At 68.6% G+C, this 14,956-nt stretch carries 12 protein-coding genes; 7 read left to right on the forward strand and 5 right to left on the reverse strand.

From position 1 onward, the window contains the following. Nucleotides 1-170: 170 nt before the first annotated feature. The 3 genes from ACZ54P_RS11030 to ACZ54P_RS11040 form a co-directional block, all read right to left on the reverse strand. Nucleotides 171-521, reverse strand: coding sequence for a hypothetical protein (locus tag ACZ54P_RS11030; protein ID WP_465461331.1), 351 nt, complete (start codon nt 519-521; stop codon nt 171-173). Nucleotides 522-843: 322 nt separating this feature from the next. Beyond that, nucleotides 844-2,025 carry a kynureninase gene (locus ACZ54P_RS11035; protein WP_465461458.1) on the reverse strand — a complete coding sequence of 394 codons (1,182 nt, stop codon included), beginning with the start codon at nt 2,023-2,025 and terminating at the stop codon, nt 844-846. Beyond that, nucleotides 2,009-2,656 carry a transcriptional regulator gene (locus tag ACZ54P_RS11040; RefSeq protein WP_465461332.1) on the reverse strand — a complete coding sequence of 216 codons (648 nt, stop codon included), beginning with the start codon at nt 2,654-2,656 and terminating at the stop codon, nt 2,009-2,011. The genes ACZ54P_RS11035 and ACZ54P_RS11040 overlap by 17 nt, the downstream gene beginning before the upstream one ends. 150 nt (nt 2,657-2,806) lie before the next feature. On the opposite strand from ACZ54P_RS11040, the gene ACZ54P_RS11045 reads away from it, so the two are divergent. Then, nucleotides 2,807-4,669, forward strand: coding sequence for an AMP-dependent synthetase/ligase (locus ACZ54P_RS11045; protein WP_465461333.1), 1,863 nt, complete (start codon nt 2,807-2,809; stop codon nt 4,667-4,669). A 203-nt stretch (nt 4,670-4,872) separates the two neighbouring features. Continuing rightward, on the forward strand, nt 4,873-5,529 hold the full coding sequence (locus ACZ54P_RS11050) for a maleylpyruvate isomerase N-terminal domain-containing protein (protein ID WP_465461334.1): 657 nt from the start codon (nt 4,873-4,875) through the stop codon (nt 5,527-5,529). Here ACZ54P_RS11050 and ACZ54P_RS11055 read toward each other — a convergent pair. Further along, a complete protein-coding gene (locus tag ACZ54P_RS11055) occupies nt 5,526-6,419 on the reverse strand; it encodes an SDR family NAD(P)-dependent oxidoreductase (protein WP_465461335.1) in 894 nt (297 codons plus the stop codon). The two genes, ACZ54P_RS11050 and ACZ54P_RS11055, sit on opposite strands and share 4 nt — an antisense overlap. Nucleotides 6,420-6,792: 373 nt before the next feature. On the opposite strand from ACZ54P_RS11055, the gene ACZ54P_RS11060 reads away from it, so the two are divergent. Next, nucleotides 6,793-8,007, forward strand: coding sequence for an MFS transporter (locus tag ACZ54P_RS11060; protein ID WP_465461336.1), 1,215 nt, complete (start codon nt 6,793-6,795; stop codon nt 8,005-8,007). Between the two features lie 431 nt (nt 8,008-8,438). On the opposite strand, the gene ACZ54P_RS11065 is transcribed toward ACZ54P_RS11060, so the two are convergent. Next, nucleotides 8,439-8,633 (reverse strand): hypothetical protein, encoded by a 195-nt coding sequence (locus ACZ54P_RS11065; RefSeq protein ID WP_465461337.1) that lies wholly within the window; start codon nt 8,631-8,633, stop codon nt 8,439-8,441. Between the two features lie 66 nt (nt 8,634-8,699). Here ACZ54P_RS11065 and ACZ54P_RS11070 point away from each other — a divergent pair, with 66 nt between their 5' ends. The 4 genes from ACZ54P_RS11070 (at nt 8,700) to ACZ54P_RS11085 (ending at nt 14,623) form a co-directional block, all read left to right on the forward strand. Continuing rightward, on the forward strand, nt 8,700-9,932 hold the full coding sequence (locus ACZ54P_RS11070) for a GGDEF domain-containing protein (RefSeq protein ID WP_465461338.1): 1,233 nt from the start codon (nt 8,700-8,702) through the stop codon (nt 9,930-9,932). 97 nt (nt 9,933-10,029) lie between these two features. After that, nucleotides 10,030-12,195, forward strand: coding sequence for a phospholipase A2 (locus tag ACZ54P_RS11075; RefSeq protein ID WP_465461339.1), 2,166 nt, complete (start codon nt 10,030-10,032; stop codon nt 12,193-12,195). A 161-nt stretch (nt 12,196-12,356) separates the two neighbouring features. Further along, complete coding sequence (locus ACZ54P_RS11080; protein WP_465461340.1) at nt 12,357-13,970, forward strand: LCP family protein; 1,614 nt, start codon at nt 12,357-12,359, stop codon at nt 13,968-13,970. A 182-nt stretch (nt 13,971-14,152) separates the two neighbouring features. After that, nucleotides 14,153-14,623 carry a helix-turn-helix transcriptional regulator gene (locus ACZ54P_RS11085; RefSeq protein WP_465461341.1) on the forward strand — a complete coding sequence of 157 codons (471 nt, stop codon included), beginning with the start codon at nt 14,153-14,155 and terminating at the stop codon, nt 14,621-14,623. Nucleotides 14,624-14,956: the final 333 nt, after the last annotated feature.

Consider the following 14,956-nt stretch of genomic DNA (forward strand, 5'->3'; position numbering starts at 1 on the left):
GAGTCCACCACGTGGACCAGGGCACCCGCCAAGTGACTCGCCAGTAGGTCACCTGGCGGTTTACCGCAGGCAGCGGCTTGATCGACGCACTTCGGACCCGATCGCGTCACAGTTCGTCACGATCGCTTCGCCGCGAAAAAACCGTCGAAAACTACTGGCCGTGACGTCGCTCACGCTTTCGGACCAGCGCTCCACATACCGTTCGGTTTGCGAACGACATCACCGCGAAGGAACGCCGTCGTAACGCCGTTCGCACCACGAAATCGAGATTCACGGACCCTTATCGTCGCCGATTCGGCGAAATGATCTTCGTTGGCGTTGCCGAGCTCGTCGTCGAGGAGTGCGTCGACCGTCCCGGAGGCGTCCCGGAGCATCCGGACGCCCGCCCAGCACAGGGTCGCCACTCCACAGATCAGGATCGCGACAAGCACCGTCTCGACGGGGTGACGCGCACCGAATTCGTTCAGCAGGAAACCGGACGCGACCCCGAACACGGCGACGAGGGCATAGTTGAGCGACACGAATCCCTCCTTCTCCCGGCACTGTGGCCCGCGCCTCCCCGATGAGACGGGCGACGCGGATTTCCCTTACACCACAGGGGAAGGATCTACGTCACACGCGCGGCGAGAGCGAAAGACGACATTAACAGCGAATTCGCGAAAGATCGCTTCGTCTCCCCCGGAGGGGCGAGGCGGCCACCTTTTCGCCACCGGTTCCCGAATTCGTCTTCCCCTGTACATGAAGGCCCCCTTCACTGCGCTAGGCGCAAGGAAGGAGGCCTTCATGTACTCGGGCGGGCAAGGACACCGGTACCTAACCACTCGCCTGTCACCGCAGGAGATTTCAGCTCCGGAGTTCCCGAAGCGTCGTGACGGCGCGGAGCACCTCGCCGTAGGTGGTGTAGAGCGGCGCGAGCCCGAACCGCAGCACGTTCGGCGGACGGAAGTCCCCGATCACCCCGCGGTCGGTCAAGGCCGCCATGGTTTTGGCCGCGTCGTCGTCGACGACCGAGATCTGGTGCCCGCGGTCGCTCCCGCGTGGGGTCAGGATGGTCGCGCCGTCGAGGAGTTCGTCCGCGCACCGGAAGAAGAACTCGCCGAGCGCGAGGCCCTTCTCCCGGAGCAGAGCGCGATCCACGTCATCCCAGACGTCGAGGGCCGCGTCCAGCGCGAGCAGCGAAAGAATGTCGGGAGTGCCTGAGCGGCCACGCCCGATGCCGGCGTGCGCCTCGTACGCGCCGCGCATCGCGAACGGGTCGCGAGCGCCCGCCCAGCCCGCCAGCGGCTGCTCGAACCGGTCCAGCCACTTCGTTGCCACGTAGAGGAAAGCGGGCGCACCCGGCCCGCCGTTGAGGAATTTGTAGGTACAGCCGACTGCGAGGTCGACGCCCGCCTCGTCCAAGTCGACCGGGAGCGCGCCGACGCTGTGGCAAAGGTCCCAGAGCGCCAACGCCCCGCCGCGGTGCAGCGCCTCGGTCAGCGCGGGCAGGTCGTGGGCTCGTCCGGTGACGTAGTCGACGTGGTTGAGCAACGCGACCGCCGTCCGTTCGCTCACCTCGCCCGGCATGTCCTCGGCGACGACCCGGCGTACCGTCCGCCCGGTCAGCCTGGCGACCTCGTCGGCGATGTAGCCGTCGGTCGGGAAGGTGTCCGCGTCGACGAGGATCTCGTCGCGGCGGGGGTTGAGCCGAGTCGCGGCGACGAGCGCCTTGAACAGGTTCACACTCGTCGAATCCGCCACGACGACCTGCCCCGGCGCGGCTCCCACCAGCGGCGCGATCCGCTCGCCGACCCGGACCGGCGCCTCCCACCAGCCCTCCGACCAGGACCGGATGAGCCGGCCACCCCATTCCTCGCGGACGACCGAGGCGACCCGCTCCGCCACGTGCTTCGGCGGCGCGCCCAGCGAGTTCCCGTCGAAGTAGGCGATCTCCTCGTCAAGGTCGAACGCGTTCCGTTTATGCGCCAAGGGGTCGGCCGCGTCCAGAGCCGCGGCCTCGGCTACGAGGTCAGTCACGGCGGTAATCGTCGGCGAGGGTGTTCCAGAAGTCCAGCTCGTATGCCTGGAACAGCCGCGCGTGCGTGCGAGCGTCCTTTTCGGACAGTCGGCCGGCGTCGAGCGCGGCCTGCACGGCCTTGACGGCCGGCTCTTCGAGTTCCGGCGACGGCGCGCCGAAGAAGTCGAAGAAGGCGCACGCCTCGTCGTCGAAGCCGTACCGCTCGCGCATCGCGGCGGCGATCGCGGCGCAGTACCGGCCGAAAGCGGCGAAGTTGGCGACGATCGCCACGATGACCTCGGCGGGCTCGCCGTTCAGCGCCAGCCAGGCGACGAACGCCGGATACGCCTGGCATCCCGCGCGCGGCTCGAAATCGAACGACTCCTCGGCCAGCGCGGGCAGCTTGCCGAGCGCGAGCCCTTCGCCCGAGGCCAGCGTCGCGAAGAACTCCCGTGCGTTCTGCTCCTGCGAGCGCGACGCGAGCGTCAGGAAGCTGCGCCAATCACTGCGGACGATCCGGTACTCCTCCGCGGCGATCGCGGCGAAGACCTCTCGCGCCGCCTTGCCCTCCGCCACCAACCGGACTAGCCGGTTGTCGTCGTCGTGGGGCGCGAGTTCCGCCTGCACCGCTTCGATCAACTCACGTGCCGGATCGGTCATCGTCGCGGCTCCTCCTTCGTTCGGAACTGACGCGGTGAAAACGGGAAAGGTGGACATTTCGCGGACCGCGACCGTGGCCGCGATTCTCTATCCACCACTGCCGACAGCGCTTACAGTGTGCCTGATCAGGCAGCATCGAGGAGGCCAGCGTTGACCACCCAGCCGACCGTCGCCGAGCAGATCGAAGGCCAGACCATCCCCGCCCTGCTTCACCGCAACGCCGAGGAGTTCGGGGAACTTCCGGCGGTCACGTCACTCGACGCCGAGGGCAAGCCGACCCTGAACTGGCGTGAATTCCGCACCGCCATCGCCGAGGTGTCACGCGGCCTCGCCGGGCTCGGCCTCGGCGCCCGCGACCGGATGCTGATCATGGCGCCGAGCAGCCCCGAGCACCTGATCGCCGACCTCGCCGCGGCCCACCTCGGCGCGATCCCCTGCACCGCATACGCGACGCTCAGCCCGGAGCAGATCGGGTTCGTCGCCCGGCACAGCGCCGCCGGTGTCGTCGTGCTCGCCGGTGCCGACGAACTCGGCCGCTGGTCACAGGTCCTCGACGACCTGCCCGCGCTGCGGCACGTCGTCGTACTCGACGCGTCCGTGATCCCCCCGGACGACAAGAGGTTCGTGTCCTTCGCCGACCTGCGCGCGGCGGGCGCCGAACAGCACGCGGCCGATCCGGCGGCGTTCGAGACGGCGTGGTCCGCGATCAGCCCGGACGATCCGCTGTCGATGATCTACACCTCCGGCACCACCGGGGACCCCAAGGGCGTCGTGCTTTCCCACCGCAACGCCATCTACCAGGCCGTCGCCGTCCAGCGGCTGCACGATTCGCCGATGCACGCCACGAACATCGCGTATCTGCCGCTCGCGCACATCGCCGAACGCGAACTGTCGATCTACATGCCGATCGTGTGGGCCGGGCACGTGCACACCGTCGGCGACCCGACAGCCGTCGTCGGCGCGCTGGGCCAAGTGCACCCCAAGAGCTTTTTCGGTGTCCCCCGAGTCTGGGAAAAAATGGTGGCGGGACTGAAGAACCTGCTCGGCTCGGTACCGGAGGACAAGCGCGCCGCACTGCTCGGCGCCAACGAACTGCTGCAGCAGGGCTACAAACTGCGCAGTGACGGCAAGGAAGTGCCGCCGGAGCTGGCGGAGAAGATCGCACAGGCCGACGCCGCCGCGCTCGCGCCGGTGCGGGCCATGCTCGGCCTGGACCAGATCGAAGTCGCCTCCAGCGGTGCCGCCGCGCTGCCGGTGGAGATCCTGTACTTCATCGCCGGGCTCGGCGTCGAGATCCAGGAGGTCTGGGGCCTGTCCGAGACCACCGGCGCGGTCACCTCCAACACGCCGTCGGCGTTCAAGGCCGGTTCGGTCGGCCGTCCGCTGGAAGGCATCGAGGTGAAGGTCGCCGAGGACGGCGAACTCCTCGTCCGCGGCGCGATCGTGTTCCTCGGCTACCTCCAGGAGGACGGCTCGATCAAACCGGACGTCGACGCCGACGGCTGGCTCGCCACCGGCGACATCGGCACGATCGACGAACGCGGCTTCGTCACGATCACCGACCGCAAGAAGGAACTGATCATCACCTCCAGCGGCAAGAACATCGCCCCGACGAAGATCGAGGGCCTGCTCAAGGAGCACCCGCTGATCGGACAGGCCGTCGCGATCGGCGACGACCGGCCCTACGTCACCGCGCTGATCGTCGTCGACGACGAGATCGCGCCGGGCTGGGCGACCGCGAACGGCATCCAGCTCACCGAAGGCGAATCGCTCGCCGACAACGCGCAGGTGCTCGCGGAGATCGAGAAGGCCGTCGAGTCGGCGAACTCGCGGCTGGCGCGGATCGAGCAGATCAAGCGCTACCACGTGATCCCGAAGGCGTGGACGCCGGAAAGCGGCGAGGTGACCCCGACGCTGAAGCTGAAGCGGCGGATCATCAACGACCGGTACGCGCCCGCGATCGCCGATCTCTACGCGGCCGCTCAGGAACCCGCTCCCGCCGCTGGATCTTAAGGACCTTTCATAACAAGCGGCGCGCCACGTGCCCCGGCTCTCGCGCCCCCACGGCCGGCCGCGCGTCGGTCCTGCTGGTCGTGAGTGGCGATTCGGGTTAGAACCCGAATCGCCACTCACGACCACCTCGACCGTCCCGGTTCCGCCGCGCGCCCGTCCCGAAAAGGGTCGCCACCACGGCGCCGCGCTGCTAGTTTGCCGCCGTGGATCTCTTCTCCCGCTCTTGGGCGGCGCTCCTCGCCGCCGTCGCCGAAACCCCCGACGAAGACTTCGCCAAACCGTCCGGTTGCACCGGATGGCTGGTCCAGGACCTGGTGTGTCACCTGGTGATCGACGCCCAGGACGTCCTGATCACCCTCGTCACTCCCGCCGAAACCGAGCCGACACGCAACGCCGTCACCTACTGGGAGCTTTCCGATAAGCCACCCACCGGCGAGGACGACCTCGACGCGCTGGTCGTCCGTCTCGCGGCCGCGTACCAGGAGCCGCGGTTGCTCAAGTTCCATCTCGACGACGTCGGTTCCGCCGCCGGCCGGGCCGCCGACCTCGCCGACCCGGGGATGCGGGTCGCCACCCGCGACATCGTCCTGTCCGCAGGGGACTTTCTCTCCGCGTACGTCCTCGAATGGACGCTGCACCATCTCGACCTGGTCGCGCACCTGCCGCACGTCAAGGGCCCGGCCGACGACAGCCTCGCCAAGGCACGGCAGATCATGGAGCTGCGCACCGGGGAGAAGTTCCCCAAGTCGTTCTCCGACACGGACGCGTTGCTGATCGGCACCGGACGCCGTGAGCCGGCCGACGCGGAGAAGGCCGAACTCGGCGACCTGGCCGCGAAGTTGCCCTTCGTCCTCGGTTAGGCGGTCCGGGTCGACTCCGTCCACTTGCGCAGCCGGGGCGGGACACGCTTTTCGAGGCCGTAGTTCTCCAGGTGCGCGCTGAAGACCTCGTCGAAGGCGCGCTGCACGGTCTCGGTGTCCCACACCGGACGCTCGAGGATGGGTTCCTTCAGGTACGGCTGCCCCATGACGTGCAGCTGCGGCCCGTTGCAGCGGATCATCTGCCCGGTGATCCCGTCGGATCCGGCGCCGAGCAGGAAGAGCACGATCGGTGCGATCCGGGACGGCGTCCGGTCCGGCGGGCACGCCCGCAGCGATCGTTCGGACTTCCACACCATCCGGGTGTGCGCGAGGGGGCAGACCGCGTTCACGCGGATTCCGCTTTCCTCCAGGTCGAGCGCCCAGGAATAGGTGAGCGAGGCGACGGCGCCCTTGCTGGCGGCGTACACGCCGAGCTTGCGCTGGCCGAGCGACGCGCCGGACGAGATGTTGACGATCGAGCCCGGCGTGCCGCGTGCGACCATCGCCTTGATCGCGGCCAGGCCGGTGTACATGACGCCGAGGACGTTCACCTCGACCAGTTCGCGGGCCTGTTCGACGTCGTCCTCCCACGGGAGCGCCTCGTAGTTCAGGCCGGCGTTGTTGACCAGCCCGTCGATGGCGCCGAACTCGGCGAGGCAGAGGTCGACGATCTCCTGCGCCTGCTTCGGGTCCGCGACGCTGTGCCCGCTGGCGACCGCCCGGCCCCCGAACCGGCGGATGTTCTCGGCCGTCCGCTCGGCCAGCGCGGCGTCGACGTCGTTGACCACGACGGCTCCGCCCGCCCTCGCCACGTGTACCGCGAACGCCTCGCCGAGGCCCCGCCCCGCCCCGGTCACGACGACGGCCTTGTCGTCGAGCAACCCGTTCATCGCCCTCACCCCTTTACTGCCCGGCCGGCCTCCACCTCCAGACCGGTCTCCCCTCAGTGTTGGCCCATTCAGCCCAACCGTGACGCGGGCGGCGGCAAGCGGCGCCTCGGCTGCGCCGAGCGAGTGCGGCGCGATCGGCGCGCGGATACCCGCGCACGAGTCAGGCCGCCATCACTCGCCCGCCGGACGGCGTAGCTCGATCGGTCCAACAGGGCAAGGATTCACCGGTCTTCTGTTCGTCTCCCTGTAGCCGGAGGCATACTGAACGTTGTTCGGCGGGCCCTCCACTGTGACTCCCTCGTCCGCCACGTAACAGGGCAGGCAAGAATGCGAGGGAGTTGAATTCACCCGATCGGGGGGAGGTGGTCACGCAGTGAAGACGAACGCGGCGCCGCGGATGACCGCCGCCCTGGCGAACCGCGAGTTCCGCGCCCTCTGGCTCGCCGAGGTGCAGTCCCTGATCGGGGATCAGCTCACCATCGTCGCGCTGGCGATCCTCGTCTACGACCGCACCGGCTCCGCGCTGCTCTCGGCGGTGGTCTACTCCTTGACCTTCCTGCCCGCGCTGGCCGGCGGTCTCGGCCTCTCCCAGCTGGCCGATCGCTATCCGAGGCGCACCGTTCTCGTCGTCTCGTCGCTGATCCAGGCGGCGCTGATCGCGATCATGGCGATCCCCGGCACCCCGCTCGCCCTGTTGTGCGGGCTGGTGGTGCTGGCGCGGCTCGCGAACGCGCCGGGCAACGCGGCGCAGAACGCGCTGGCCCGCGAGGTGTTCACCGACGACGACCTCTATCTCAAGAGCCAGGACATCCGCGGGATCTCGACCAACACCGCCATGCTGCTCGGCCTGGCGGGTGGCGGTCTGCTGGTGTCGCAGGTCGGGGCGAGCTGGGCGCTGGCCCTGGACGCGGCGACGTTCCTGCTGAGCGCGGCCGTCGTCCGGTTCTCCGTTTCCCGGCGGGCCGCCGCCTCCGACGGCACCGGGAGCTGGTTCGGCGCGGTGAAACAGGTCTTCGGCAACCGCCACCTGCGAGTGCTGGTGTGGTTCTCGTGGCTGGTCGGCCTCGCCGTCGTCCCCGAAGGGCTGGCCGCGCCGCTCGCCGCGGAGATGGGCGTGGGGAAACAGGCCGTCGGCTGGCTGCTGGCCGCCGATCCGCTGGGCTTCGTCATCGGCGCGTTCCTGCTGTCGCGGTTCGTCTCCGCGGAACGACGGCGGAAGCTGCTGGGCGTGCTGGCGGCACTGCCGATGGTCGCCCTGATCGCCTTCGCGCTCAAGCCAGGGTTGATTCCGGCGTTGCTGCTGCTGGCGGCGGCGGGGGCGGCGGGGGCGTATCTGATCACGGTGAGCGCCACGTTCATCACCTGGGTCCCGAACGAACTTCGGGGTGGTGCGGGTGGGGTGTACCGCACGGGGTTGCGGGTGGCTCAGGGCGTAGGGGCGGGACTCGGCGGGCTCGCCGCCGATCGACTCGGGGCCGCGACGTCGGCCATCGCGCTGGCCGGCGTGGTCGGCCTGCTGCTGGCCGTCCTGGTCGCGTTCAGCTGGTGGCACCTCAACGGAACCAGCCCGGAACCGCTGCTGTCATGAGGAATCCACACTGGACGACCCCTGGGGCGGCACGGCCGCCCGGCGGGTTCGTACGCGGAAATCTCGACGGGACACTGCTGGGGCACCTCGGCCTAAAACAATCATCCGACCTGAAACGGCTCTGGATCAGAAGTCACGGCTCGACACGGTCACTCACCTCCGGCACACCTCGCTGGGAACCAATACCTTGTTCGGGCTCAGAAGTCACGACTGGACACTATCGGTCACCCCTTCCACACCGCGTCTCGAAAAACATTCAGCAAGCAAGATCAGAAATCACGGGACACGATTGCCACCTCCAGTCGGTGTTCGCGGGCAAGGCGAGTCAGTGGCACACGGCTGCCGCCGCCCTTGCCGGTGTCGAACAACTGATGCGATGGGATGATACCGGCCGTGGAATACGAACGGTGTATCAGTCGGTACCGGTGAGATTACTCAGCCGTGCCGTCCGCGCGGAAAAGAGGTAGCAATTGCCAGCCGAGACCGGCGATCGCCGCCAGCACGGCGACGGTGCCGGCGATCTTGACGATGCGGCGGCAGCAGCCGCCGCCGAGCGCGATGCCCCGGTGACCGAACGCGGGCGGACAAGCCCGGAAGGTGACCAGGCCGAACCGCCGCAACGGCATCCCTACGACCCCAGGGCATGGGCACTGTGGCAGCGGCCGAAGCGCTTCATCGCGTTCCTTTTCGCCATGGAGGCGATCGGAATCGCGATCATGGTCATCGCGACGATGAATTCGACGGCACCGGGAAAAACCGACTTGGTCCGCTTCGCGATTCTCGCCGTCGGCGCCACGGCGCATATTCAGCTGACCCAGCGGCAAGAGGAAAGACGGCGCGATCGCAGCCATACCGTTCTCATCGACCTCACCGCCGTATGGACATTTCCGGCCGCGGTGATCCTGCCGCTTTCACTGACGCTTTCCATCATCGCGCTCGTCCGGATCCAGCATTGGTTCATCGCCCGGCGGCCCGCGCACAACTTCGTGTTCTCCTCGGTCACCCACGGCGTTTCGGTGACACTGGCCTCGCTCACCTTCGCCGCGTTCGGCCCGCATGAATGGGGACGGATTTCCGGTTGGGGCACGCTCGGCGAATTCGGCGTCCTGATCATCACCGGAATGGTCTTCGAGGCGGTGCAGATCGCCTACATCGGCGGCATCCTCACCCTCGGCTCGCCGAAGCGGCCGTCGGTGTCGGCCGTACTGGGCAATGCGGCCGACAACCTGCTGGAGGCCATCACGATCGGCCTCGGCGCGGTCACCGCGGTGCTGCTGTTGATCATGCCTCCGATGGTGATCGTGATGGCCGTGGTGACGGTGGTGTTCAATCGCCTCGCCGAGATCGACCAACTGCAAAACGACGCGCGGACGGACCCGAAAACCGGGGTGCTCAACATGCGCGGATGGTCGGAGTCGGCCGAACGAGCACTCGGAAGGACTGCCCGATCGGACGACAACCTGGCCCTTCTGATGATTGATCTCGACCACTTCAAGTGGATTAACGACACATATGGGCATCCCGCGGGCGACGACGTCCTCCGCGATGTGGCGCGGAAATTGGACGAGGTCACCCGGCCCGCCGACGTCATCGGCCGGTTCGGCGGCGAGGAATTCCTTGTCCTTCTGCCGGATATCGACGAAACCGCCGCGAAACTCGCCGCCGAGCGAGTGCGCAGCGCAATCGCCGAACTGCATATAGTGACTACCGACAAACGCGGCAGTCGAGTATCCATCTCCGGTCGTACTACCTCGATCGGGGCGGCACTGTTCCCTCGTCACGGGGAATCCCTGGAGGACCTCCTCCACGCCGCCGACGCCGCCGTCTACGTGGCCAAGGAGAACGGCCGGAACCAGGTGCGGTTCGCCCAGGACGTGGAACGACCCGCTCCTCCCGAAGACCGCCCCACGCATTTAGAGGACTAAACGCGGTAAGTGGGCGCCCCAACTCGGGGACACCAGGGGGTGAACCCGGGGGTTAGCCGGATGTCGACCCCGATCGGCGGATGGCACCCTGGACGCCATGCCAGCGACAGCCGACGCCGACGTCCGTCCCGCCCGGATCCGGCGGCCATGGTCGACGTCCGGCTGGTTGCTGCTGGTCACGGTACTGGTGTTCGGCTTCGGCCTGATCGCGTCGCGGCCGGCCTCGCCGCCGGACCAGGGGCCGCCGACGGGTGACATCCGCGCCGCGCAGAACGCCGTCGACGCGCTGGTGCGCCCGGGACCGGTCGAAGAAGCCATCGCGAAGCTGCCCGCCGACTTCACCGCGGTCAGCGGGATCACCCCGGGCGTGATGACGGCACGGGACGGCACCGTGCGTGCCGTCCACACCGACGGCGGCTGCTCGGCACCGTGGGGCGACGACAACACCAAGTGGGACTACGCCGTCCCTTGCAAGGCCCACGACCTCGGTTACGACATCCTCCGCTACGCCGAACGCAAGGGTCACCCGCTCGGCCAGGAGGCGAGGACCGCGCTCGACGACCGGCTCTCGGCCGACATGCACCACGCCTGCGTCCTCAACCCGATGGGCTCGCGCGGCACCTGCGAGGTCGTCGCCTCCCTCTATACCGCCGGTCTCGTGCTCAACTCCTGGCACCAGCGCTGGGGGCCACCGGTCGGCGGCGACCCCCTCGGGCCGATGATCGTCGGGGTGCTGGTGATCGGCGCGCTCCTGGTGTTCCGCCTCCGCGGCTGGGCCCGCACCCGCCGGACCGCCGTCACGCTCCCCCGTGAACCGCGTCCAGTGGCCCCGGTCGGCCGATGGGCCCTGCTCGGTGTCGCCGGGGTCGTGCTGATGCTGCTCGGCGAATCCGCCGTCGCGCTCGTGCATTGGGCAGGGGCGCCGGAGCGGTCGTTGTGGCCGTTCACCTGGCTCGCCCAGCTCTGTCCGCTGATCTTCTTCGCGGTGGGGCGGATCAACGAAGCAGGCTGGCACTCGATCCGCGCGACCGGCGGCCGCTACTCGCAGTACCTCGCCGACCGCGCGAGTCCGTTGCTGCGCCCGGCGCTGATCTTCGCCGTCGTCGCGCTGGTCGTCCCGCTGGCGCTGGAGGTACTCGGGATCCCGACGGGCACGAACGCCACCGTCATGCGGATCGCGTTGCACCCGCTCTGGCTGCTCGGCGTCTTCCTGCTGACCGTCGTCCTCGCACCCGCCCTCCTGTTCCTGTACCACCGGACGCGAACCGCCTCCGTCGCCGGACTGCTGGCCTTGACCCTGGCGAGTGAAGCCGCGGCGCAGTGGTCGGGCTCGGCCATCCCGCGCTACGCGGAGACGTTGTTCCTCGCGCTGTTCGTCCAGCAACTCGCGTTCGCCCACGCCGACGGCGTCCGGCCGCCGCGCGGCGTTCTCCTGGCCACGGCGTTCACCGGTGCCGCCGGGCTGGGTCTGGCGATCGCCGTCCGCGGCGAAGGGGTGATGCTGCTCGGCGGCCCCGGCGCCCCGGCCGCGCTGTCGGGTGCGCCGTGGGGCGTGCTCCTGCTCGGGCTCGTCCAGCTCGCGCTGCTCGGCCTCCTCGCGCGGCCGCTGGCCAGGCTGGGAAACCGTCCCGCGGTCGTCGCCACCGCGCGTTTGATCCTCCGCGCTCCGATGAGCCTCTACCTCGGCTTCCTGTCCGCGATGCTGCTGCTCGTGGCCGTCGTCTACCTGCCGGATCCGTTCGTGGACGGCCTCAGCTGGCTGGCCAGGCCGAGGGTCCTGCTCGCGCTCGCCCTGCTGGCCGTCCCCGCCGTATTGGTCTTCTGGTGGTTCGAGCGCCATTCGGGACCGCAACAGCGGGCGGTCGACGAGCCGGGCCTGCGCGCCGCGGTGTTCTGCCGCGCCGCGGCGACGGTCGGGATGGCGTACGCGATGCTCGGCGTCTTCGGCTTCGCACTGGCCCGCTTCGGTGGCGCCTCCGCCGACGCCGACCTCCTCGGGCTGCGGCTCGGGCCGGTGCAGAGCCTGGTCAATCTGCTGCTCGGGGTGTATCTCCTCCACACCGTGCGCAACGGCACGAGCCGGATGACCGGGACGTGGCTGGTCTGCGCGGTCGCGTGCGCGCCGCCCTTGATGGGTGCTCTCGACGGCAAGCAGGTGAGCGCCGCGGCCGTCGCGCTGCCCGTCGCGACGATCGTCGTCGCGATGCTCGCCGCCGCCGCCAGCCTGGTCCCGGCACGCGCCGCCCGCCGCGTCCTGCCCTGAGCCAGACAGCGCTGACCAGGCGTTCTCCGTACCATTGATCGCAAACCGGTGGTGCGTGCCACATCTTCGGGGGGATGTGTAATCCTGCGACAACCCTCAACAGGCACCATGCGTCCCTTGAGAAGACCGTCGACCGGTAACGAAGAGAAGGAGCAGACCGCGTGGAGTACCCGCCTCGGAATGGGTATGGGGACCGACGTCCCGCCCGGCCTGGGCAGGACGCGCCCGGACGCGTTCCTCCTCGTCCGGGCCCGCCCCGTGGAGCCCGCCCGGCACCGGCCCGGCAAACGGCGGGAGCGCCGCCCCGGCGCGCTCCCCGGCGGTCGTTCCGCGGGCCCAAGATCGCCCTGGGTCTCGTCTCACTGCTGGTGATGGGCCTGACCGGCTACGCGTGGGCCGCGATGGACGGGCTGACGTTCGCGAACGTCGGCATCGGCTCCGACGAAAGTGACAAGCCCGCCGACGGTGCCCGCGACATCCTGCTGGTCGGCCTCGACAGCCGTACGGACGCGCAGGGCAACCCGCTGTCCAAGGAAGTCCTCGCGCAGCTGCGCGCCGGGGTGGCCGACGGCGAGCTGAACACCGACTCGCTGATCTTCGTGCACATCCCGAACGACGGCTCCAAGGCCGTCGCGATCTCTCTGCCGCGTGACTCCTATGTCGACATCCCTGGCGGCTTCGGCAAGCACAAGATCAACTCCGCCTACGCCCGCGCGATGGTCAGCGAGCGCAGGAAACTGCAGGAAGACGGCGTTTCCGACCCGAAGGAAATCGACCAGAAGGCCAACGAGGCCGGGGCGAAGACGCTGATCAAGACGGTCGAGAAGCTGACCGGCTCGACCATCGACAACTACGCCGCGATCAACCTGCTCGGTTTCAGCGAGATCACCCAGGCCATCGGCGGGGTCGACGTCTGCCTCAACGACGACGTCAACGACCAGTTCTCCGGCGCGAAGTTCTCCAAGGGCCCGCACACCATCTCCGGGGTCGAAGCGCTCGGTTTCGTCCGGCAGCGCCACGGCCTCCCGCGTGGCGACCTCGACCGGGTGGTCCGCCAGCAGGTGTTCATGGCCGGGATGGCGCGGAAGGTGCTCTCGGCGGGCACGCTCGCGAACCCCGGCAGGCTCAACGACCTGATCGCGGCCATCAAGAAATCGGTCGTGCTCAACCAGAACTGGGACATCTTCGGCTTCGCGCAGCAGATGAAGGGCCTGACCGGCGGTCAGCTCGAGTTCCGGACGATCCCGATCGTCAACATCGAGTACAAGACTCCCGAGGACGGCGTCGCCATCCAGGTCGACCCGAAGCAGGTCAAGGACTTCGTGCAGGGCCTAGCCGGCCCGCAGCCCGGCGAGCAGCCGCCGCCCCAGACCGAGTCGCCCAACAAGGCGACCACGGTCGACGTCCGCAACTCGACGAGCAAGGACGGACTGGCCGCGACGGTGCTGAAGCAGCTCGTCGACAAGGGCTTCACCGCGGGCGACACGGCCACGGCCAGCGCGCGCAAGAAGACGGTGATCTGGGTGGCCAAGGGCCAGCAGGAGGCGGGCAAGGCGGTCGCCGCCGAACTCGGGGGCAACCCGACCGTCCAGGAGGACAAGAGCGTCGAAGCCGGCCGCGTCATGGTCTTCCTCGGCTCGGACTACAAGCCGGCGAGCGGCGCACAGGACTCCGGTTCCTCACAGAACGTGGCCGGTTCGTCGGCCGCGGCCCCGCCGCCCGAGCAGTCCGACGAGAAGCCGATCACGGCCGAAGGCGTCCCCTGCGTCAACTGATGCGCTCGTCGGACGCATCGAGTTAACCCATTTGGCCTATCAGGTCAAAATCGGCGTGAAAAGCACCCCCGGAACCGCGTAAGAGCGGGCCTCCTGCCGACTTTCATTCACGTGAGTGCGCTCGCCCCGGTTCAGTCACCCGGGGTGAGCGGTGGAGAAGGTTGCAAGGCAGGGGATGGGGAGTGCTGATCGACGCTGAGAACTATCAGCGGATACTCGGAGACGAGCTCCGCAAGCTCCGTCGTAAGCGTGGCTGGACACGCAAGGAGCTGAACCAGCATCTGCAGAGCGAGATCTCGCTCCAGACGCTGGCCACCTACGAGCTGGGCACCCGGCACTGTTCCGTGGTGCGGCTGGTCGAACTGTGCGTCGCGATGGACGAGCTGCCGCAGGATCTGCTGGCCAAGGTGCACCGTCGCGTGTTCGTGGACGAACCTGGCCGGGTCCGGATCGACCTGCGCCTGGTGGTCAAGGACGACCAGGAAGAACTGCTCCCGCTGAGACGGTGGTCGGACGACCGGCTCAAACAGTCGGGTGACGCCGGGAGCGCCGAGGTCCACCTCGACTTTTCGGCACTGGAGCGGATGGCCGAACTCTGCGGCATCTCCACCGTCGATCTCATCGGAAGGCTTCGCCGGCTCAACCCCTCATGAGCGCGGCACTCCCTGGTCCGTGAAGGCCTCGCCCCCCATCCTGGCCCTCACGGACCTCCCCCTTTTCGCGCTGGGGTCGTTGTGGGCGGGCCTGTTCGCCGGGGTGAGGGGCAGCGAAGGCGTAACACGCGTGCTCAGAGACGGAACTCGCGTGCCTGGATCCCGCACTCGGGTGTTACGCCTCCAAGCACGCGAGATCCGGCTCCAAGCACGCGAGTACGGCGCCGCGTCACCCAAGCCACCATCCCGCCCGTGCAGGTGGTCGTGAGTGGCGATTCGGGTTAGAACCCCACGCATCACTACCGCCCACACCAGCCCGCAACACGCCCCATA

It is taken from the genome of Amycolatopsis sp. NPDC034160 (assembly GCF_055575355.1).